20 protein-coding genes are annotated in these 19,437 nt (G+C 72.1%); 7 read left to right on the top strand and 13 right to left on the bottom strand.

What is annotated here, in order from left to right; genetic code table 11:
* The 5 genes from REH65_RS32090 to REH65_RS32070 all read right to left on the bottom strand — a co-directional run bounded on the left by REH65_RS32090 (position 1) and on the right by REH65_RS32070 (position 5,031).
* Positions 1-1,035: a hypothetical protein gene (locus REH65_RS32090; protein ID WP_406690473.1), complete on the bottom strand. Its 1,035-nt coding sequence runs from the start codon at positions 1,033-1,035 to the stop codon at positions 1-3.
* A gap of 59 nt (positions 1,036-1,094) precedes the next feature.
* The gene (locus REH65_RS32085; RefSeq protein ID WP_406690472.1) at positions 1,095-1,796 is read right to left on the bottom strand and encodes a flavin-containing monooxygenase; all 702 of its coding nucleotides are present in this window, start codon (positions 1,794-1,796) and stop codon (positions 1,095-1,097) included.
* 228 nt (positions 1,797-2,024) lie between these two features.
* Positions 2,025-2,186, bottom strand: a complete 162-nt coding sequence (locus tag REH65_RS32080; RefSeq protein WP_281456434.1) for a hypothetical protein — start codon at positions 2,184-2,186, stop codon at positions 2,025-2,027.
* On the bottom strand, positions 2,183-3,415 hold the full coding sequence (locus REH65_RS32075) for an NAD(P)/FAD-dependent oxidoreductase (protein ID WP_406690471.1): 1,233 nt from the start codon (positions 3,413-3,415) through the stop codon (positions 2,183-2,185). The genes REH65_RS32080 and REH65_RS32075 overlap by 4 nt, the downstream gene beginning before the upstream one ends.
* 98 nt (positions 3,416-3,513) lie before the next feature.
* Positions 3,514-5,031: a PucR family transcriptional regulator gene (locus REH65_RS32070; RefSeq protein WP_406690470.1), complete on the bottom strand. Its 1,518-nt coding sequence runs from the start codon at positions 5,029-5,031 to the stop codon at positions 3,514-3,516.
* A 185-nt stretch (positions 5,032-5,216) separates the two neighbouring features.
* On the opposite strand from REH65_RS32070, the gene REH65_RS32065 reads away from it, so the two are divergent.
* Genes REH65_RS32065 through REH65_RS32050 form a run of 4 tightly spaced genes read left to right on the top strand, consistent with a single transcriptional unit; the run spans position 5,217 to position 8,164 of the window.
* Entirely contained in the window at positions 5,217-6,188 is a 972-nt protein-coding gene (locus tag REH65_RS32065) for a thiamine pyrophosphate-dependent enzyme (protein WP_406690469.1), read from the top strand.
* Positions 6,181-7,170 (top strand): alpha-ketoacid dehydrogenase subunit beta, encoded by a 990-nt coding sequence (locus REH65_RS32060; RefSeq protein ID WP_281456430.1) that lies wholly within the window; start codon positions 6,181-6,183, stop codon positions 7,168-7,170. The genes REH65_RS32065 and REH65_RS32060 overlap by 8 nt, the downstream gene beginning before the upstream one ends.
* Positions 7,163-7,483, top strand: a complete 321-nt coding sequence (locus tag REH65_RS32055; RefSeq protein ID WP_281456429.1) for a biotin/lipoyl-containing protein — start codon at positions 7,163-7,165, stop codon at positions 7,481-7,483. Before REH65_RS32060 ends, REH65_RS32055 begins: the two co-directional genes overlap by 8 nt.
* 3 nt (positions 7,484-7,486) lie before the next feature.
* A complete protein-coding gene (locus tag REH65_RS32050) occupies positions 7,487-8,164 on the top strand; it encodes an alpha/beta fold hydrolase (protein ID WP_406690468.1) in 678 nt (225 codons plus the stop codon).
* Between the two features lie 92 nt (positions 8,165-8,256).
* Here REH65_RS32050 and REH65_RS32045 read toward each other — a convergent pair whose 3' ends face one another.
* From REH65_RS32045 to REH65_RS32030, 4 genes are read right to left on the bottom strand one after another with little or no spacing between them, the layout of a single operon-like run.
* Positions 8,257-9,600, bottom strand: a complete 1,344-nt coding sequence (locus REH65_RS32045; RefSeq protein WP_406690467.1) for an acetyl/propionyl/methylcrotonyl-CoA carboxylase subunit alpha — start codon at positions 9,598-9,600, stop codon at positions 8,257-8,259.
* The gene (locus REH65_RS32040; protein ID WP_406690466.1) at positions 9,597-9,836 is read right to left on the bottom strand and encodes an acetyl-CoA carboxylase; all 240 of its coding nucleotides are present in this window, start codon (positions 9,834-9,836) and stop codon (positions 9,597-9,599) included. Before REH65_RS32040 ends, REH65_RS32045 begins: the two co-directional genes overlap by 4 nt.
* 13 nt (positions 9,837-9,849) lie before the next feature.
* A complete protein-coding gene (locus REH65_RS32035; protein ID WP_406690465.1) occupies positions 9,850-10,830 on the bottom strand; it encodes a biotin-dependent carboxyltransferase family protein in 981 nt (326 codons plus the stop codon).
* Complete coding sequence (locus REH65_RS32030) at positions 10,827-11,720, bottom strand: allophanate hydrolase subunit 1 (RefSeq protein WP_406693276.1); 894 nt, start codon at positions 11,718-11,720, stop codon at positions 10,827-10,829. The genes REH65_RS32035 and REH65_RS32030 overlap by 4 nt, the downstream gene beginning before the upstream one ends.
* A gap of 178 nt (positions 11,721-11,898) precedes the next feature.
* Between REH65_RS32030 and REH65_RS32025 the strand changes: the two genes are divergently transcribed.
* Positions 11,899-12,669, top strand: a complete 771-nt coding sequence (locus REH65_RS32025) for a 5-oxoprolinase subunit PxpA (RefSeq protein WP_281456424.1) — start codon at positions 11,899-11,901, stop codon at positions 12,667-12,669.
* Positions 12,670-12,672: 3 nt separating this feature from the next.
* Here REH65_RS32025 and REH65_RS32020 read toward each other — a convergent pair whose 3' ends face one another.
* Both REH65_RS32020 and REH65_RS32015 read right to left on the bottom strand, forming a co-directional pair.
* A complete protein-coding gene (locus tag REH65_RS32020; protein WP_406690464.1) occupies positions 12,673-13,605 on the bottom strand; it encodes a nitrilase-related carbon-nitrogen hydrolase in 933 nt (310 codons plus the stop codon).
* Between the two features lie 47 nt (positions 13,606-13,652).
* On the bottom strand, positions 13,653-14,930 hold the full coding sequence (locus REH65_RS32015) for a glutamate decarboxylase (RefSeq protein WP_281456422.1): 1,278 nt from the start codon (positions 14,928-14,930) through the stop codon (positions 13,653-13,655).
* Positions 14,931-15,263: 333 nt separating this feature from the next.
* Here REH65_RS32015 and REH65_RS32010 point away from each other — a divergent pair, with 333 nt between their 5' ends.
* Entirely contained in the window at positions 15,264-15,638 is a 375-nt protein-coding gene (locus tag REH65_RS32010; protein WP_406690463.1) for a response regulator transcription factor, read from the top strand.
* An 88-nt stretch (positions 15,639-15,726) separates the two neighbouring features.
* Positions 15,727-16,593, top strand: a complete 867-nt coding sequence (locus tag REH65_RS32005; RefSeq protein ID WP_406690462.1) for a universal stress protein — start codon at positions 15,727-15,729, stop codon at positions 16,591-16,593.
* On the opposite strand, the gene REH65_RS32000 is transcribed toward REH65_RS32005, so the two are convergent.
* Together REH65_RS32000 and REH65_RS31995 are read right to left on the bottom strand one after the other, a co-directional pair.
* Positions 16,590-18,092 (bottom strand): acyl-CoA synthetase, encoded by a 1,503-nt coding sequence (locus REH65_RS32000; RefSeq protein ID WP_406690461.1) that lies wholly within the window; start codon positions 18,090-18,092, stop codon positions 16,590-16,592. The two genes, REH65_RS32005 and REH65_RS32000, sit on opposite strands and share 4 nt — an antisense overlap.
* A complete protein-coding gene (locus tag REH65_RS31995) occupies positions 18,092-19,393 on the bottom strand; it encodes an MFS transporter (protein ID WP_406690460.1) in 1,302 nt (433 codons plus the stop codon). Before REH65_RS31995 ends, REH65_RS32000 begins: the two co-directional genes overlap by 1 nt.
* Between the last annotated feature and the right edge of the window lie 44 nt (positions 19,394-19,437).

The raw sequence follows: 19,437 nt of genomic DNA, 5'->3' as shown, positions 1-19,437 counted from the left end.
TCAGCCCGCGTCGCCGAGGACGTCGTTGATGCCGTCCCCGGATCGCCACTCGCGCAGGAGCCGCTGGAACGCGGCCGGCCCCGCGGCGAAGGTGATCCGGGGGCGAGCCGATCCCTCGTTGTTGTAGTAGCCGGGGGTGCACTCGGCGTCGAACCAGGCTCGATCCGGGGAGGACGCCGTGATCGTCTCCACCCATTCGATCTCGGCGTCAGCGGTGGGTTCCACCGTCTTCACGCCGCGCCTGCGGGCTTCGGCGACGACCTCGGCGACGTGGATCGCCTGCTCGTCGAGGACGTGCGCGTAGTTCACCGACGGCGCGTTCTGCAGCGGCCCCAGGTGGAACAGGTTCGGGAACCCGTTGCTGGTGAACCCGTGCAGCGTGCGGACGCCGCGGTCGCGCCAGACGTCGAGCAGCCGCGTGCCGTCGCGGCCGTGAACCGGCAGCCGGCCGGTCATGACGTCGGACTTGCCGACCTCGAAGCCGGTCGCGAAGATCACGCAGTCCACTTCGTACTCCCGGCCGCCGACGACCAGGCCGGTCTCGGTGAACCGTTCCACGCCACCGGAATCGGCGGTGTCGACGAGGGTGACGGTGTCCCGGTTGAACGCCGTCAGGTACTCGTCGCTGAAGGTGGGCCGCTTGCAGCCGTAGCGGTACCAGGGCTTGAGCAGCTCGGCGGTGGCCGGATCGTCCACGACCTGCTCGACGCGAGCGCGCAGCCGGTTCATCTTGGCGAAGTCCAGCAGCTCCTCGGCCCGCTCCCACTCGTCGGCGTCCCGGTCGGCGCGGGCGTCGGTCGAGATGATCTTGCCGAGCACGGGGGCACTGGCCGTCCACGCGTCGTCGACCAGGTCGTCCTCCACCGGCTGCCCGGTCACCGCGGCCTGGAAGTTCTCCCGCCGCCGCGCGTGCCAGCCGGGCTGCAGCGAGGCGGCCCACTCCGGATCGGTCGGGCGGTTGTCGCGGACGTCCACGGAGGACGGCGTGCGCTGGAACACCAGGAGTTCCCGGGCATCTCGCGCGACGTGCGGCACGACCTGGATCGCCGTGGCCCCGGTGCCGATGATCGCGACCCGCTTGTCGGCCAGCCCGGTCAGACCGCCGTCCGGTCCTCCCCCGGTGTAGCCGTAGTCCCACCGGCCGGTGTGAACGTGTGCCCCCGGAAGGTCTCGATCCCGGGAATCCCGGGCAGTTTCGGGTGGTCCAGGGTGCCGTTGGAGACCACCACGTAGGTCGCCCGCATCGCGTCGCCGCGGTCGGTGCGCACGACCCACTCGCCGTCGTCCCAGCGGAGCTCGGTGACGCCGGTCTGGAAGCAGGCGTCGCGGTAGAGGTCGAAGGTGCGCCCGATCGCCCTCGCGTGCTGCCGGATCTCCTCGCCCGGCGAGTACTTCCACCGCGGCACGTACCCGACCTCCTCCAGCAGCGGGAGGTACACGTAGGACTCGATGTCGCAGTGGATGCCCGGGTAGCGGTTCCAGTACCAGGTACCGCCGAAATCGCCGCCCTTCTCGACGATCCGGATCCGCTCGACTCCGCGCTGGCGCAGCCGCGCCGCCGCGCACAGGCCGCCGAACCCGCCGCCGAGCACGATCGCGTCGACCCGGTCGTCGAGCGGTTCCCGGGTGATCTCCTCCGCGTACGGGTCCTCGGCGTAGTAGCCGAAGCCGCCCTCCGCCCGCCGGTACTGCGCGGCGCCGTCGGGCCGGACGCGGCGCTCGCGCTCCGCGCGGTAGCGCTCGCGCAGCTCGGCGACCTCGGCGTCGGAGAACTCGGGGATCGGAGGAGTCGACATCGCGGCCTTTCTCGCTGCGCGCCCACCCCGGGGCAGCGCGTCGCCTTGGATTTAAGTCATGTGACTTAGTCCAAGTTAGCACGTCGCGCAGCGGCCCCGGCTCCAGACCCGACGAACCGGGCGCGCGTCAGCGGCGTTCGCGCAGGCCGTGGGCGCGCCGGGTCAGCCAGTGGTTCAGCCCCAGCAGGCCGAAAGCGCACACGGCCAGACCGAACTGGCACCACTCCATCATGGGAACCTCCCGTTCTCCTGATCGGGCAGCGGGATTCGCTCTAGGGCGTACTCCCGGGCGATCCGCAGCAGCATCTCCTTCTCCACGCGCAGCAACCGGTTCTCCTTGCGCAACCGGTCGAGTTCACCGCGCTCGGACTCCGACAGCCCGCCCGTCATCGCAGGGGGTTGAAAGGCAGCAGCGCCGAGGGGCGCTCGCCGGTGACGATCTGCTCGGACAGCAACCGCCCGGTGATCGGCCCGAGCGTGAGCCCCCACATGCCGTGACCTCCGGCGACGTGCACGCCCGGCATCGCCGAGGCACCGATCAGCGGCAGCCCGTCGACCGTGACCGGCCGGGGCCCGACCCACTCGTCGCGCCGGTTCTCCCAGTCGACGCCGCGCAGCATCGAGCTCGCCGAGCGCACGATCGCCTCGATCCGCGCGCGGTCCAGCGCGGCGTCCGGGGGGCGGAACTCCATCGTGCCCGCCACCCGCAGCGCCCCCTGGTAGGGAGTGCAGGCCACGCGCGCGGCGGGCAGGTAGATCGGGCACGGCACGGCTTCCTCGGTCGGGACCGTGAACGAGTACCCGCGCCCCGCGCGGACGTCCCGCCGCACGCCGACCGAGGCCGCGAGCTCCGGCAGCCACGCCCCGGTGGCCAGCACGACGACCGACCCCGAGACCTGGTCGCCCCGGTCGGAGCGCACCAGCACCCGGCCGCCGTCGCGGACCACGTCCCGGGCGGTGAACCCGGTGTGGATCTTCCCGCCGCGCTCCTCCACGGCCGCCGCCAGCGCGCGGGTGAACTCGCCGGGGTCGACGTGGCGCTGGTCCTCGATGCGCAGCACCGTGCGCACCCGGGACGACAGCTGCGGCACCTCGCTGCGGTCGGATTCCAGGTACCGGGTCCCCTGGCCGGTGCGTTCGAACTCGTCGCGCAGCCCGCCGGACTGGGCGGGGTCCTCGAACGCCGCCACGACCGGGGCTTCCCGTGTCCGGACGTCCACGCCGCCCCGGGCCAGCTCGTCGAAGGCGTCCAGGCAGTCGGCGTTGAGCCGGACCAGCGCCCGCATCGACCGCTGCCACCGACCGCGCGTGCACCGGCGCGCGAAACCCACCAGGAACCGCCACAGCCCGGGGTCGACGGTCTTGGGCACGAACAGCGGCGCGGCGGGGTCGAACAGCGAGCGCAGGCCGTAGCGCAGCACCTCCGGTTCGGGCAGCGGGACGCAGAACGCCGGGGCCAGGTAGCCCGCGTTGCCCCACGACGCCCCGGCCGCGACCCCGCGCCGGTCCACCACCGTCACCTCGACGCCGCGTTCCTGCAGGAACCAGGCCGTCGACAGCCCGACCACGCCCGCACCCACCACCACGGCCGTGCGCGGCGCGCCCGCTGCAGCACCCATGCTCACTCCTGTTCGTCGCCTCGAAGCATGCGCGACGACGACGCCCGGAGCGCTGTGGATTCGGCACAACCGAGTCGAACACGGTTGTGCCGAACCCACTACGGCTCGGCGGCCAGGGCGATGATCAGCGCGAGCCGGGTGTCCGGTTCGTCGAGGTCCAGCGCACCGACCTCGGCGACCTTGCGCATCCGGTTGCGGACGGTGTTGGGGTGGATCTCCAGGCGCGCGGCGGCGGCGCCGAGGTCTCCCTGCACCTCCAGCCAGGCCCGCAGCGTCGCGACCAGCCTGCTGCCTTGCTCCCGGTCGTGCTCCCGCAGCCGCGCCACCGGACCGCGCTCGGGTGCGCGGCCGCTCGCGGCGACGTGCTGGAGGCGGCGCAGCAGGATCTCGTGCCAGGACTCGTCGTAGACGACCGCCGCCGAGCCGGCCGGTTTCGCGGCGTGCACCGCCAGGCTCTCGTCGGCCTCGCGGCGGCTGTCGACGAGCCCGTCGGGCCCGGCCGGGCCGCCGATCCCGGCGAAGACCTCGACCCCGCCGGGCATCTCGCGCGCCAGCGAGCGCACCCACTCGCGCGCCGCGTCACCGTCGTCGTGCGGCAGGATCGTGTAGACGGTGTTGGCGAACAGGGCGCTGCGTCCCGGCCGCGACCAGCCGAAACCCACCGTGGCCAGTTCGAAGACCAGCAGCGCCGCCGAGTCGTGCTCGCCCCGGTTGTGCGCCTGCACGGCCACCACGCGGAACGTCTCGCCGCGGAAACCGAGGCGGCTCACCGCGGTCGCGACGTCGGGGTGGCCCTCGACCAGGCCGATCACCAGGTCCGATTCGACCTGCCGCTCCAGGTCGGCGCTCGCGCGGGTGCGCAGCAGGTGCGCCGCCGCCGTGCGGGACGCCTGCACCAGCGCGGCCTCCCGCTCGGCGTCCAGCGGCGCGGAGGTGCCCACCCAGATCGACCCGAGCAGCGCCTTGCCCGCCCGCACCGCCACCACGGCCCGGCCCTGGCGGGCGCCGGCGGGCTCGACGAACAGCGGCTCGTCGGAGGCCGCGAGGTGCCGGAACACGCCGCGCTCGACGAGTTCCCGGCGGATGCCCTCCGGCACGCGCCTGCCCAGAATCGTCTCCAGCCGGGCCTGATCGGCGCTCTCCTGGCGCTGCGAGTAGGCGAGCACGCCGGAGCGGTGGTCCTCGATGGTGACCGGGCCGCCCACCGACTCGGCCAGGGCGTCGGCCAGCGCGAACAGGTCCGTGGGCCCGCGCCCGGCCTCGGTCTCGCGCCCCTCCAGCACGAGCCCGTAGATCACCCCGGCGAGCTGGCCCCACGACACGGCGGGGTCGACCAGCAGCACCGCGACCTCCCGCTCCCGGGCGAGCTCCAGGGCCTCGGCGTCGAGCTCGTCGAGCCGGAACACGACGACGACCGCGCGGGTGCGGGCCAGCAGCCCGGCGGCGTCGCGCCGGTCGAGGCCGACCGCGAGCAGCACCTCGTCGCCGCTCGGCACCTGCTCGCCGGGGTCGTGCAGCGCGACCGCGCGCAGCTCGGTCGACCGGCTGCGCGGCGCGCACACCAGCCGCGCCCCGTAGCCGCCGAGGACGTTGATCAGTCGGTCCAGCTTGACCATGCCGACATCGTCGACCAGACCTCCCGAGGGCCGCGCAGCAGGGGCCACGCGAACGGAGTACCGGTCGGTCCCGGCTGGACAACTTGCACAGCTCGATCTCGGACGCGGCAGGCAGAGCGAACAACCTGAGCAGTCGAGAACGGCACTGTTGCACGAGGCAACTCCTGATGCGCACGCTTCCGCTCATGGACGACGCAGAGTTCCGCGAGCTCTTCCGCCTCATGCTGGTGACGCGGCGCCTCGACGAGGAGGCCATCGCGTTGCAACGCCAGGGCGTGCTGCCCGCCTACGCCCCCGTTCGAGGTCAGGAGGCCGCGCAGGTCGGCAGCGCGGCGGCCCTGGACCTCTCCCGCGACTTCGCCTTCCCCACCTACCGCGAGCTGGGCGCGGCGGTGGCGATGGGCGTCGACCCCGTCGCCTACCTGGCGATGCACCTCAACATCTGGCACGGCGGCCTCTACGACGCGAGCACCTCCCGCCTGTCACCGCCGAACGCCGTGGTCGGCGGTCCCGTGCTGCACGCCGTCGGCTGGGCGATGGGCGCGCAGCTGGACGGCACCGGCGGCGCCGCGCTGACCTACTTCGGCGACGGCGCCAGTTCGCAGGGCGACATCCACGAGGCCATGAACTTCGCCGGGGTGTACCGGCTCCCGGTGGTGTTCTTCTGCCAGAACAACGGCTGGGCGATCTCGCTGCCCACCGCCCGGCAGGTCGCGGGCGGCTCGGTGGCGGCCCGCGCCGCCGGGTACGGCTTCGAGGGCGTGCGGGTCGACGGCAACGACGTCACCGCGGTGTTCGAGGCGACCCGGCAGGCGCTCGACCACGCCCGCTCCGGCGGCGGCCCGACGATCGTCGAGGCGATGACCTACCGCCTCGGCCCGCACTCCACATCGGACGATCCCTCCCGCTACCGCAGCGCCGAGGAGGAGCGCGCCCGCGCCGAGCACGACCCGATCACCACCGGGATGGCGGCGCTGACCGCCGAGGACGTCGCCGACGCCGAGGAGCACGCGGCGAGCGTCGTCACCCGCACCACCGAGGGGCTGCGCGCGCTGAAAACCCCTCCGGGGGACGACATGTTCCGCTTCGTCCACCGGGAACCGACCGCCGCTCTGCTCGCCCAGCACCGCGCTTGGAAGGAGTCGCAGGATGCCTGAGCTGTCGCTGCAGCAAGCGCTCAACACCGCGCTGCGCCACGCGTGCGAGGACGACGACCGGGTGCTGATCTTCGGCGAGGACGTGGGAGAGCTCGGCGGCGTGTTCCGGGTGACCGACGGCCTGCAGGACAAGTTCGGCGCGCAGCGGGTCTTCGACACGCCGCTGGCCGAGTCGGCGATCATGGGCCTGTCGGTGGGCCTGGCGATGGCCGGGTGGCGGCCGGTGCCGGAGATCCAGTTCGACGGGTTCAGCTATCCCGCGATCGACCAGATCGTCAACCAGGTCGCCCGGATGCACTACCGCAGTCGCGGTTCGCTGGGGATGCCGATCACGTTGCGGCTGCCCAGCTTCGGCGGCATCCGGGCGCCGGAGCACCACGGCGAGAGCCTGGAGTCGCTGTTCGCGCACGTGCCGGGCCTCAAGGTCGTCGCCCCGTCGGGGCCGTCGGAGGGCTACCACCTGCTGCGGCAGGCGATCGCCGATCCGGACCCGGTGGTGTTCATGGAACCCAAGTCCCGCTACTGGCAGCGGGAGGACTTCGACCCGGCCGAGCCCGTCGAGCCGCCGCCGATCGGCAGCAGCCGCGTCGTGCGGCGGGGCAGGCACGCGACGCTGGTGGCCTGGGGCGCGATGGTGGCGCGCTGCCGGCAGGTCGCCGAGCTGGCCGCCGAGGACGGCGTCGAGCTGGAGGTGCTGGACCTGCGCTGGCTCAAGCCGATCGACGCCGACGGGCTCGCCGAGTCGGTGTCGCGCACCCGCCGCGCCGTCGTCGTCCACGAAGCGCCGCTGACCGCCGGGCTCGGCGGGGAGGTGTCGTCGCTGATCACCGAGCGCTGCTTCGGCGACCTGCGCGCGCCCGTGCAGCGGGTGGCCGGCTTCGACGTGCCCTACCCGTCGGGGGCGCTGGAGGACGAGTACCTGCCCAGCGTCGACCGGATCCTGACCGCAGTGCAGACCGCATTGGAGTACCGACGTGGCTGAGGTGACCTTCCCGCTGCCGGATCTCGGCGAGGGCCTGATCAGCGCCCGGATCCTGGAATGGCTCGTCGCCGAGGGCGACTGGGTGGAGCGCAACGCGCCGCTGGTGGAGCTGGAGACCACCAAGTCGGCGGTGGAGATCCCGTCTCCGCAGACCGGCCGCGTGTCGCGGCTGCACGTCGGCGAGGACGAGGAGCTCGAAGTCGGCGCGCCGCTGGTGACGTTCACCGTCGCCGACCAGGCCGGCATCGTCGGCACGGTCCCCGAGGAGCGCGCGCCGCAGCGCCGCGTCCGCCTGACCCCGCCGGAGGACTGACCGATGGCGTTCACCGAACGCGACGGCGTCAAGCTCTGGTACGACGCCGTCCTCCCGGTGGAAGGCGTCCCCGGCACGAGCCCGGTGCTGCTCCTGCACGGTTTCGCCTCCGACGCGGAGCTCACGTGGGAGCGCACCGGCTGGCTCCGCGCCGTCGCCGACCGGGGTCACGTCGTCACCGACCTCCGGGGCCACGGCCGCAGCGACCGCCCCGACACCGGCTACACCCCGGAGGACCTCGCCCGGGACGTCCTGGCGGTCCTCGACGCGGCCGAGGTGCGGCAGGCCGACGTGGTCGCCTACTCGATGGGCGGCCTCGTGGCCTGGACCCTCGCCGCCCTGGCACCCGACCGAGTCCGCGCGATGGCCCTCGGCGGCCTCGACGGCCGGCCCGTCGACCGCACCACGATGCTGGAAGTCCAACGAGCCCTCACCGCCGAAGACCTCACCCCCTGCATCGACGCCGTGGCAGGCCACCACCTCACCCCACCAACCCCGGCCCCGGTCCTCTTCGCCTCCGGAGACCAGGACGAAATAGCCCCGGAATCCCGGGCTTTCGCCGAATCCCTGGACGCCCCGCACATCTCCCTGGGCCGCCGGAACCACCTCAACGCAGTCTCCAGCCGCACCTTCAAAACCGCCGCGCTCGACTTCTTCAACACCGGAGCCGTCGGCGGGTGACCGTGTCAACGGTCGTTGGCAGGGGACAGTTTTAGCCATAATTGACCGGACAAAACGGATGTTGATCATTGGTGATTATGGCTAAAACTGCCTCAGGTGAGGCGCTCCTCCAGCCAGGTGGTGTGCACGGGCCCCGCCATGAGCTCCGGGTCCTCCGTGAGGCGGCGGTGGAGGCCCGCCGTGCTCGCCACGCCCTCGACGTGGAACTCCGCGAGAGCCTGGCGCGCCCGGGCGTAGGCCTGGTCGCGGTCCTCGCCCCAGCAGACGAGCTTGGCGATCAGCGAGTCGTAGAACGGGCTGATCCGGTCCCCCTGCGTGATGCCGGTGTCGACCCGCACGCCGGGACCGCCCGGCAGCCGCAGCGCCTCGATCCCGCCCGGAGTCGGGGCGAAGTCGCGCTCCGGGTCCTCGGCGTTGATCCGGAACTCGACCGCCGCACCCCGGCGCTCGATCGAGCCCTGATCCACCGAGAGCGGCGCGCCGCCGGCGATGCGCAGCTGCTCGGCGACGACGTCGACGCCGGTGATCATCTCGGTGATCGGGTGCTCGACCTGGACCCGCGCGTTCATCTCGATGAAGTAGAACTCCCCCGAGCCGTCCACCAGGAACTCCACCGTCCCGGCACCCCGGTAGCCGACGTGCTCGGCCAGCCGCACCGCCGCCGTCGTGATCGCCTGCCGGGTCTCCTCCCGCAGCCCGGGCGCCGGGGCCTCCTCGATGAGCTTCTGCCTGCGCCGCTGCACCGAGCAGTCCCGCTCGAAGAGGTGCACCACGCCGCCGTGGTCGTCGGCGAGGACCTGCACCTCCACGTGCCGGGCCCGCGGGACGGCCTTCTCCAGGTAGATCGCGGGGTCGCCGAACGCCGAACGCGCCTCGGCCTGAGCCGCGGGCAGCGCGTCCCGCAGCTCCTCGATCGAGCCGACCGGCCGGATGCCCCGACCGCCCCCGCCCGCGGCGGCCTTGAGCAGCAGCGGGAATCCGATCTCGTCGGCCAGCCGCGCCACGTCCTCGGGCTCGGCGATCGGGTCGGTGCCGGGCACCACCGGCACCCCGGCGGCGACGGCGGCGCTGCGCGCGGCGGCCTTGTCGCCCATCCGCTCCAGCACCGACGGGCGCGGGCCGATGAACACCAGCCCCGCCTCCTCGATCGACCGCGCGAAACCGCCGTTCTCGGACAGGAACCCGTAGCCCGGGTGCACGGCGTCGGCGTCGGTCGTGCGCGCGGCCTTGAGCAGCGCGTCCGGGTCGAGGTAGGACTTCTGCGCCGCCGACCGCCCGATGTGCGCGGCGTCGTCGGCCAGAGCCACCCACCGCGAGTGCTCGTCGGCGTCGGAGTACACCGCCACCGCTTCGAGGCCCGCCGCGTGGCACGCGCGGATGATCCGGACGGCGATCTCGCCCCGGTTGGCGACCAGGACCCTGCGCAGCCCGCTCATGGCTCGTCGACCTCGAACATCGACTGGCCGATGTCGACCTCGTCGCCGTCGTCGAGCAGGATCTTCGCGACGCGGCACGCCTTGTCGGCCTTGATCTCGTTGAAGGTCTTCATGACCTCGATGAGCCCGATCGTCTGGCCGGGCTGCACGACGCTGCCCGGTTCGATGTAGGGATCGGATTCCGGCGACGGGCGCCGGTAGAACACCCCGGGCATCTGAGCATCCACAGTGGACATCGGCTCTCCCCTCTTAGGCGGTCGCGACCGCCGCCCGCACCTTCTCCAGCCGTGCGCGGCGCTCTTGCCTGGCCGCCACGGCGGTCTCGACGTCGACCTGCTCGAAACCCACCTTGCCGCCCGTCCTGGCCTGGGCCATCCGGTCGCGATCCACCGAGATCACGGTCCCGATGGTGGCGTAGCCGCCACCGGTGACCGCGTCGTTGAGCAGCACGATCGGCTCGTCGCCGCCGGGGATCTGCACCGATCCGATCGGGTAGCCGAGGTCGACGACGTTGGCCTGGTCGCTGCCCGCGCCGAACGGCTGCTCGCGCTCGATGAACTCCAGATCGCCGCCGCGCAGCCGGTACCCGATGCGGTCGGCGTCCTTGGTCACCTTCCACTCGGTGCCCAGGAACGACGCCAGTCCCCGGTCGGTGAGCCGGTAGGCGCAGAGCCCGACGACAAGCCGCAGCGTCGTCGTCGCGGGCAGCTCCGGGCGCAGTTCGTCCGGCACCTCGGTTCCCGAGGCGGGCGCGGGCGGCGCCTCGCCCAGCGGGAGCCGGTCGCCGTCGGCGAGCGCGCGGCCCTCGAAACCGCCGATGCCGGTGAGCATGTACGTCGAGCGGGAACCGAGGTAGAGCGGCACGTCGATCCCGCCGCCGACGGCGACGTAGGGCCGGGCGCCGGTGCGCACCGCCTGCACGGCGAGCATGTCCCCGGCCGCCACCGGCACGGCCTGCCAGGTCGGCACGGGTTCGCCGTTGAGCGCCACGGCGGTGTCGGCGCCGGTGACGGCCACGGTGCGGGAGTCGGTGAACTCCAGTTCGGGACCGACGTAGGTCGCCTCCAGCACCGCCGCGCCGTCCGGGTTGCCGACGAGCATGTTCGCCACCAGGGCCGAGTACTGGTCCATGGCCCCGGAGGGCGGCATGCCGATGGCGTAGCGGCCGTCTCGGCCGGAGTCCTGGACGGTCGTCGACAGCCCGCCCTTGCGCACGATCAGGGTGTTCACCGGTACAGCACCTCCAGCAGCCGCGCGTTGACCGCGTCGGGGTCGGCGAGCAGTTCGGCGGGAACGAGTTCCGCTTCCCGGATCCGGTAGCGGAACGTTCCGGCCTCCACCTCGGCGCGAGTCCGGTCGTACTCGTCGCGATCGATCGCCCGGTAGCGCAGCACGTCGCTGGGGCGCGGGAACGCGATGTCGTCGGCGAAGTCCGGCAGCCGCTGGGCGAGGTCGAACACCGGAGCGGGCGCGATCCCGAACAGCTGGTAGCCGCCGGCTCCGCGCACCGGGTAGACCACCGAGAACGCGCCGCCGTAGCCGAAGGCGCGCTCCGGGGTGTCGGTGCGCGGGCGCACGTACTTGGGCACCTCGATCTGCTTCTCGCGCGGCACCATCTGGTAGCAGAACGGCAGCCCCGGCACGAAACCGAGCATGGTGACCAGGAACGGGGCCGAGGTGATCGCCTCGATCAGCGAGGGGACGTCGGCGAAACCGTTGATCCGCGCGGCGTACTCGAGGTCGGTGACCTCCGGGTCCTGGTGCCGGTCGCGGAACCTGAGCAGCGTCTCGCGCGTCCACGGGTCGTCGAAGAGCACCGGCACGTCGACGATCCGGGTCGGCACGACGTCGTCGGCGCTGAGCTCACCGGCCGTGCGCTCCAGTCGCCGCAGCTCGTCGACGAGCTCGACCGGGTGCAGCCGCTCCGGGTCCAGGCGCACCAGGTAGGAGGCGTTCGACGGGCAGATGTCGACGACGCCCTCGATGTTCTCGCGGCGCAGCGCGCCGGTGATCGCCATCGCCTTGAGATTGGCCTGCAGGCTCATCTCCCGGTCGATCTCGACGAAGACGAACTCGTCGCCGCCGAATTCGTACCGCGCGGGCGGTAGCTGAACCTCCATCACGGTCACGGCGCACCTCCGCAGCCCACCGACGAGTGTTCGTCGAGAATGCGCTGCGGGACGGTTCGACGCAGCGCGTCGGTCACCAATCGACCACCTTCGAGTGAGAGGGTAGGCTGCGTGATCTGCGTGCGCAAACACCGAAAACTATGGTGGACGCCCGATCTGGAGGTGATCCGTGCGCACTCTCGTCGATCTCAACGCCGATGCCGGGGAGAGCTTCGGACGTTGGCAACTGGGTGACGACGCCCGTCTCATCCCGCTCGTGACCTCGGTGAACATCGCGTGCGGCTGGCACGCGGGCGACCCGGCCACGATGAGCCGTTCGGTCGAACTCGCGCGCGACGGGCAGACCGCCGTCGGCGCACACCCGGGTTTCCCCGATCTGACCGGATTCGGCAGGCGCGCCATGTCGTTGAGCCCCGCCGAGGCGGCCCAGGCATGTCTGTACCAGTTCGGGGCGCTGCAGGCGATCGCCGCGCACCAGGGCGCGACGATCGCCCACGTCAAACCGCACGGCGCGTTCTACGGGCTGACGATCCGCGACGAGGCCGTCGCCGAGGCCATCGTGTCGGCCTTCGCGACGGCCTCGCCGGGCGTGCGGGTGGTGCTGCTGGCGGGTCCGGTCTCGGAACGCCTCGCCGAGCGCGGTTTTCCCGTGGTCCGCGAGGCTTTCGCCGATCTCGACTACGACGACAACGGGCACATCATCATCGAGCCGCAACCGCTCCCCAAGCCCCCGGAGACCTGCGCCGATCAGGCCGAGGCGGTGCTGCGCGGCGAGGTGCGCTCGGTGAACGGCGCGCCCGTGCAGGTCGACGCGGACACGATCTGCCTGCACGGGGATCGGCCGAACGCCGTCGAGATCGCGGAGGCGATCCGCTCCCGGTTCGCCTCCGCCGGTGTGCGCCTCGCGCCGATGGCCGAGGTCGCCGATTCCCGGAGGTGAGTGTCACCCGGCCGGCAGCAGCCCGTCGGCAGCGGCGATGCGGGAATCGCTGCGGTGGTCCCCCTCGGGGCTGAACGGGGGAACCGCGCCGGGCAGGCAGTCGCCTAGCAGCAGCGAGTCCACCGCCCGCTCCTCGGGTCCGGCGCTGACCACGGCGGTGCCGTCGGGCGCCCAGATGCCCGAGTTGCCCCGGTACTCCCACTGGCCGCGCTCGGACGTCTCCCAGCCCCGCCGGTTGGCGTAAGCGACGAAGACCCGCCACACGGCGGCCATCGCGGGGATGATGTGCTCGGTCGCGTCGGGGTAGGCCACCAGCGTCGGCTCCCCGCTCTGCAGCGTGAAGTGCCGGTCGGCGGCCGTCGGCCCGACGATGAGCCGCGCTCCCCTGCCGACCAGGTTCTGGTACAGCGGCGGGAACTCGCACTCGTAGCAGTTGAGCAGCCCGACCGGGAACCCGTTGATCTTCACGACCGGCGGGAGGTCGTGCCCGGGCGTGAAGTTCGCGCGCTCGGCGGCGCCGTAGAGGTGGGTCTTGCGGTAGTTGGCGACCAGCTCCCCCTCGGCGACCAGCGCCACCGAGTCGTGCAGCGCCCCGTCGGCGGCGCGTTCCACGTAGGGCAGCACCACGCCGATGTCGTGGCGGCCGGAAAGCTTGCGGGCGAGTTCGACGGTGGTGCCGTCGCTGGGTTCGGCGAGCTGCTCGCACTGCTGGCGGTCGAGCGCGTACCCGGTGTTGAAGCACTCCGGGAACGCGCACAGCTGGCTGCCGTAGCTGGCGGCCAGCGCCAGCACCTGCTCCATCCTGGCGAGGTTCTCGGCGACCGCAGCCGGAGTTCCCGAGGGGTTCTCACCTTGGAAGAGGGCGAGGCGGACCCCGCTCCCCCGCTCCGGGGGCTCTCGGTCGGTCAACCGGCTGACGATGCGGATGGGACGCATGGATGTTGCTCCTCTCGGTTCACTGCACGGATTTCATCGGGTCGATCTCATCGGGCGCCGGCGACGAACTCCTCGACGGTCGTCGCCAGCTCCTCGACCGACGCGGGGGTGAGGTCGCTCCGCACGACCACGCGCATCACCTCGACGTGTTCGAGGTGCGGCGGCAGGGTGTAGACCGGCACCGCCCAGCCGCGTTCGGCCAAGTGCGCGGCCAGCTCCCGCAGCGCCACCGGGGGCCTGGCGGTGACGGCCACGACGGGCAGCTCTCCGCCGTCGCCGAGCAGCCGGAGCCGCCCGGTCGCGCGCATCCGCTCGGCGAGCCGCCGCGCGAGACCGCGGGATCTCGCGTGCACGGCGTGGAACCCGGCGAAGCCGTAGCGCACGAAGTTGTAGTACTGGAGCACCACCGGGGCCGCCGAGCGGGAGAAGGTGAGCTCGTGGTGCGCGTCGTCCCCGCCGAGGTAGTTGACCCGGACCCCCAGGCCCTGGTTCCGGTCGCCCTCGCCGCGCCAGAGCACCCAGCCCAGGCCGGGCGGCACCATGCCCGACTTGTGCCCCGAGGCGTTGATCGACACCACCCGCGGGATGCGGAAGTCCCAGGCCAGGTCGGGATCGAGGAACGGCGCGAGAAAGCCCCCGGAGGCGGCGTCGACGTGCATCGGGATGTCGAGCCCGGTGCGTTCCTGGAGCCGGTCCAAGGCGTCGGCGATCGCGGCGATCGGCTCGTACCGTCCGTCCAGAGTGGACCCCAGGATGCCGACGACGCCGATGGTTCCCCCGTCGCAGAGCTCCTCGACCTCGTCCGGGTCCAGCGACGGGGAGTCGCCGCGCGCGGGAGCCACACGCGCCTCGACGTCCCAGTGGCGGCAGAACTTGGCCCAGCAGGCGTGCGCACCGGCCCCCATCACCAGGTTCGGCCGACGGGTTGCACCTCGCTCCTGCCAGTTGCGCAGCAGCGAGGCCCCGGCCAGCAGCGCCGCCTCGCTGGACCCCGTGGTCGCGCTGCCCGCGACCCGGTGCGGTTCGCCGTGCCACAGCGAACCGATGATGCCGACGCACTCCCGCAGCATCGCGTCGATGGCCGGGTACTGCTCCCGATCGACGAGGTTGTGGTTGAGGTAGGTGCGGTAGAGCCGCTGCGCCTCCGGCTCGATCGACGTGGTGAGGAACGTCGCGAGGTTGCGCTCCGGCGGGCAGCCAAGCCCCAGCCTGCCCGTGACCACGTCGAGCGCCGTGTCCGCGTCCATTCCGAAAAGTGGTATCCCGCCCCGAAGTTGCGTCGAGGGAACCGACCTTGCCTCGCACGCCTCCGGTAAAGCAGCCATCGTCGAGAGCTCCTGTTCTGTTGATGTGCTGAACACGATCAACGCTAGGTCCGCTGTGGACCCGAGCACCATGAACAATTCGCCCTATACCTTCCGCACTAGGTCGTGGGCGAAGCACGGGGACCGCGAAGGCGCTCGGGTTCCGCCACCTGCACCGCCGCGCACGAGGACCACAGCACGTTCCTCCCACTGGTCCACATGGGGTATATCCCGTCCCTACCGGGGGATTCGGCGGCTGGGTCGTAATAAGCGCGAAATGCAGTGGCGAAATGAAGAGTAGGAATCCACGGGTGTCGGGCGGCCCGGAACGAACCGCCCGAGTGGAGGCGCTTCATGGCCCGTTCCTCAGACCGGGCGCTCGATCGGGCGATCACCGCGTTGCTGCACGAGGCCGTCGAGCACTCGCGCGCGATGCGCCAGGTTCTCAACCAGGTCGGCCAGCTCGCGTCGGCGCGCATCAACGCGATCTCGGACGAAGAACGCGAAAACCCTTCCGACGACGCGATCGACGAAGTGCTCTCATCGCTGACCAAGCGCGAGAAGGAGGTCCTCGACCACCTGGCTCGCGGCTGGTCCAACCGCCAGATCGGCCGTGCGCTCGGCATCTCGGAGCGCACGGTCAAGAACCACCTCCGCAACATCTTCACGAAGCTGCACGTGAGCGACCGGACCTCGGCGGTGGTCAAGCTCTTAGGGCACCACGACTAGCGAACGCGGCTCGCGTTGAGCGAGGTCATCGGGCGCGGAACGCTCGCGTCCGGCATGGTCGGTTCGGGGCGGATCGAGGGGAGCGACGATGACTGACCTCAGCAACACGATCGTGGTCGGGATCGACGGATCGGAGCAGGCGCTGAGCGCGGCGGCGTGGGCCGCGTCGGTGGCCTCGGCCCGCAAGCTGTCGCTGTACCTGGTGACCTCGACCGAGCCCTACTTCCGCGGCTTCTACGGGGCCGGGATGCCGGTGCCGCCCGACGCGTTCGCCGAGATCGACCAGCTGGCGCGCACCCAGCTGGGCGACGCCGCCGATCGGGTCAACTCGGTCGCCTCCGGGCTGGAGTTCACCACCGAGTACGTGCAGGAGCAGCCGGTCGCGCTGCTGCTGCGGATGGCCGAGGACGCCCGGATGCTCGCTCTCGGCGCGTCCGGGCGCGGCGGTTTCGGCGGCATGCTGCTGGGATCGACGGCCGCCTCCGCCGCCGCGCACGCGGCCTGCCCGGTGGCGGTGGTGCGCGAACCGGCCGCGCCGGACGGGCCGGTGGTCGCCGGTGTCGACGGCAGCGACAACAGCTCGGAGGCGCTGGCCGCGGCCTTCGCCGAGGCGGCGTGGCGCGGGGTCGGGCTGGTGGCGGTGCACGCCTCCCGCGAGCCCTCGATCCGCGAGGTCGGGCTGGGCCACCTCGAACCGGAGATGGCCACCAGCGAGCGCCTGCTGGCCGAGGCCCTGGCCGGCCTGCAGGAGAAGCACCCGGACGTGCAGGTCGAACGCGTGACCGCCAACGAGCGCCCCCGGGACGCGCTGCTGGACTGGAGCACCCGCGCCCAGCTCGTGGTGGTCGGCAGCCGCGGCCGGGGCGGGTTCCTCGGCATGCTCCTGGGCTCCACCAGCCAAGCGCTGCTGAACCACGCGCGCTGCACGGTCCTCGTCGTCCGCCCGCAGGGCTAGCGCTTCCGCAGCTCGGATTTCTGGATCTTGCCGGAGCCGGTGCGCGGCAGGCTGTCGACGAGGTCGACGTGCACCGGGACCTTGTAGCGGGCGAGCCGGGTGCGCAGGAATTCCCGCAGCTCGGCGCCGGTCGGCGCGCTACCGGTGTGGCAGACGACGAAGGCGCGGCCGACCTCGCCCCAGCGCTCGTCCGGGACGCCGACGACCGCGGCTTCGGCCACGGCCGGGTGCTCGAACAGGGCGTTCTCCACCTCGGCCGGGTACACGTTCTCCCCGCCGGAGATGAACATGTCCTTGACCCGGTCCACCACGTGCAGGTGGCCCTCGTCGTCGAACGACGCCAGGTCGCCGGAGCGGAACCAGCCGTCCTCGAACGCCGCGTCGGTGGCCTGGGGGTTGCGCCAGTAGCCGGGGCTGACGTTGGGGCCCTTGACGAGCACCTCCCCCGGCTCACCCGGGTCGGCGTCGGTGCCGTCGGGCCGGACCACCCGGACTCCGGTGAAGAACACCGGCACCCCGGCCGAGCCGACCTTGCGCACGCTCTCCCCCGCTTCCAGGAACGTGGCGCCCGGCGCGGTCTCGGTCATGCCGTAGCCCTGGCAGAACACCAGACCGCGCTCCTGGTAGGTGCGGATCAGCGCTTCGGGGACGGCCGCGCCGCCGCTCATCACGATCCGCAGCGACGACAGGTCGGCCTCGGCCCAGCGGGGCGAGGCGGCCAGCTCGGCGAACATGGTGGTGACGCCGAACATCCAGGTGATCCCGTTGCGCTCGATGCGGTCGTAGCAGGCGTCGACGTCCCAGCCCGGGGCGATCACCGAGCAGGCGCCCTTGATGAACGTCGGAAGCAGCGTCTGGTCGAGGGCGGCCACGTGGAACAGCGGCGCGGTGATCAGCGCGACGTCGTCGCTGACGACGTCGACGCCGACCAGCAGGTTGACGGTGTTCCACACCAGGTTTCCGTGGGTGAGCATCGCCCCCTTGGGCCGGCCGGTGGTGCCGGAGGTGTAGAGGATCAGCGCGGTCTCGTCGAAGCCCACCCGCTCCTCGATCGGCTCGGGATGGGCTGCGGCGAGCCAGGTTTCGTACTCCTGCTCGCCCGGCTGCGGGTCGGTGAGCGCCACGATCCGGCGCGGGCGGTTCTCCAGGGCCGCGACGGTTCCGGCGCACTCGGGCGCGTAGACCAGCACCTCGGGCTCGGAATCGGCGAGCACGTAGTCGATCTCGGGTGCGGCGAGCCGGAAGTTCAGCGGGACGAACACCGCGCCGAGCCGGTGCGCGGCGAACATCGTCTCGACGAACGCGAGGTGGTTGGGCCCCAGGTAGGCGACCCGGTCGCCGCGGCCCACGCCGTCGGCGCGCAACCGCTGGGCGGCGGTGGCGGTGCGCTCGGCGAACTCGGCGTAGGTCACCGCGTCCTCGCCGAAGACGAACGCGGTGCGGTCCGGTGTCATCAGGGCTCGCCGGGCGGGCCAGCCGCCCAGGCCGAGGTCGTGCATCAGCGGGCTCCTTCCCGTGCGCCGTCGGGGGTGTCGAGGTTCTGCCCGCTGGTCTCGCGCAGCGCGAGCACGCAGGCGACGGTCAGCGCGCAGAACGCGGTGATGGTGCCCGAGATCGCGGTGGTCCCGGCTCCGCTGCTCTGCAGCTGGGCGAACAGCACCGGTGCGAGTCCCCCGCCGAGCCCGGCCAGCTGGTAGCCCAGCGATGCGCCGGTGTAGCGGCTCTCGGTGCTGAACAGCTCCGTGTAGAGCGCGGCCAGCGGCCCGTACATCATCGGGTGGATGACGCCCTGACCGAGCACCAGCGCGACGACGAGCAGCGCGGCGCTGCCGCTGTCGACCATCGGGAACAGCGCGAAGCTGTAGGCGGCCATCGCCAGCGCCCCGACCAGCACGATCGGGCGCCGGCCGAGCCGGTCGGACAGCCCCGACCAGGCGATGATGCCCACCACGGCGGTCACCGAGGACAGCGTGATGGCGTTGAGCACGGTCTGCCTGCTGAACCCCGCCTGCACGCCGTAGGCCAGCACGAACGTGGTCAGCGTGGACTGGGCGACGAACGCGGCGAGCCCGACGCCGACGCCGAGCGCGAGCTGCCGCGGCCGGTTCCGCAGCACCTCCACCAGCGGTGCCCGCGCGCTGCGCCGGGATTCCCGGAACAGGCGGGGTTCGGCGACCTTGAGCCGCACGAACAGCCCGAGGACCAGCAGCGCGACGCTGAGCAGGAACGGGATGCGCCAGCCCCACCCGAGGAACGCCTCCTCGCCGAGAACCGCGGCGGTGCCGGTGAGCACGGCGGTGGACAGCACCATGCCGCAGGGCGCTCCGGCGTTGGTGAAGCTCGCCCACAGCCCGCGCCGCGAACGCGCGTGCTCGGCGGAGATGAGCACCGCCCCGCCCCACTCGCCGCCGACGGCCACGCCTTGGACGACGCGCAGCAGCACCAGTCCCAGCGGCGCCCACGCGCCGATCTGCTCGTAGGTGGGCAGCAGGCCGATCAGCGAGCTGGCGATGCCCATGAGCAGCATCGTGAGCACCAGCATCCGCTTGCGGCCGAGCCGGTCGCCGAAGTGGCCGAACACCAGCCCGCCGAGCGGGCGCGCGAGGTAGCCGGTGGCGAAGGTGCCGAAGCTGGCGACGGTGGCCACCAGCGGGTCGAGGTTGCTGAAGAAGACCTGGCTGAACACCACCGCCGAGGCCGTGGCGTAGAGCAGGAAGTCGTAGTACTCGATGACGCTGCCCAGGAAGCTGGACGCGACCGCGCGTCTGAGCTGCCTCTCGGGTGTGACCGAATCTGTCATGCCGATCGCCCTCGTCGTTGGCGGGTGCGGAACAGGATGACCAT

Origin of the sequence: Saccharopolyspora sp. ID03-671 (assembly GCF_045278815.1) — a bacterium.
GTDB classification, from domain to species: Bacteria; Actinomycetota; Actinomycetes; order Mycobacteriales; family Pseudonocardiaceae; genus Saccharopolyspora; species Saccharopolyspora ipomoeae.
This window is presented reverse-complemented; position numbering and strand designations above follow the sequence as displayed.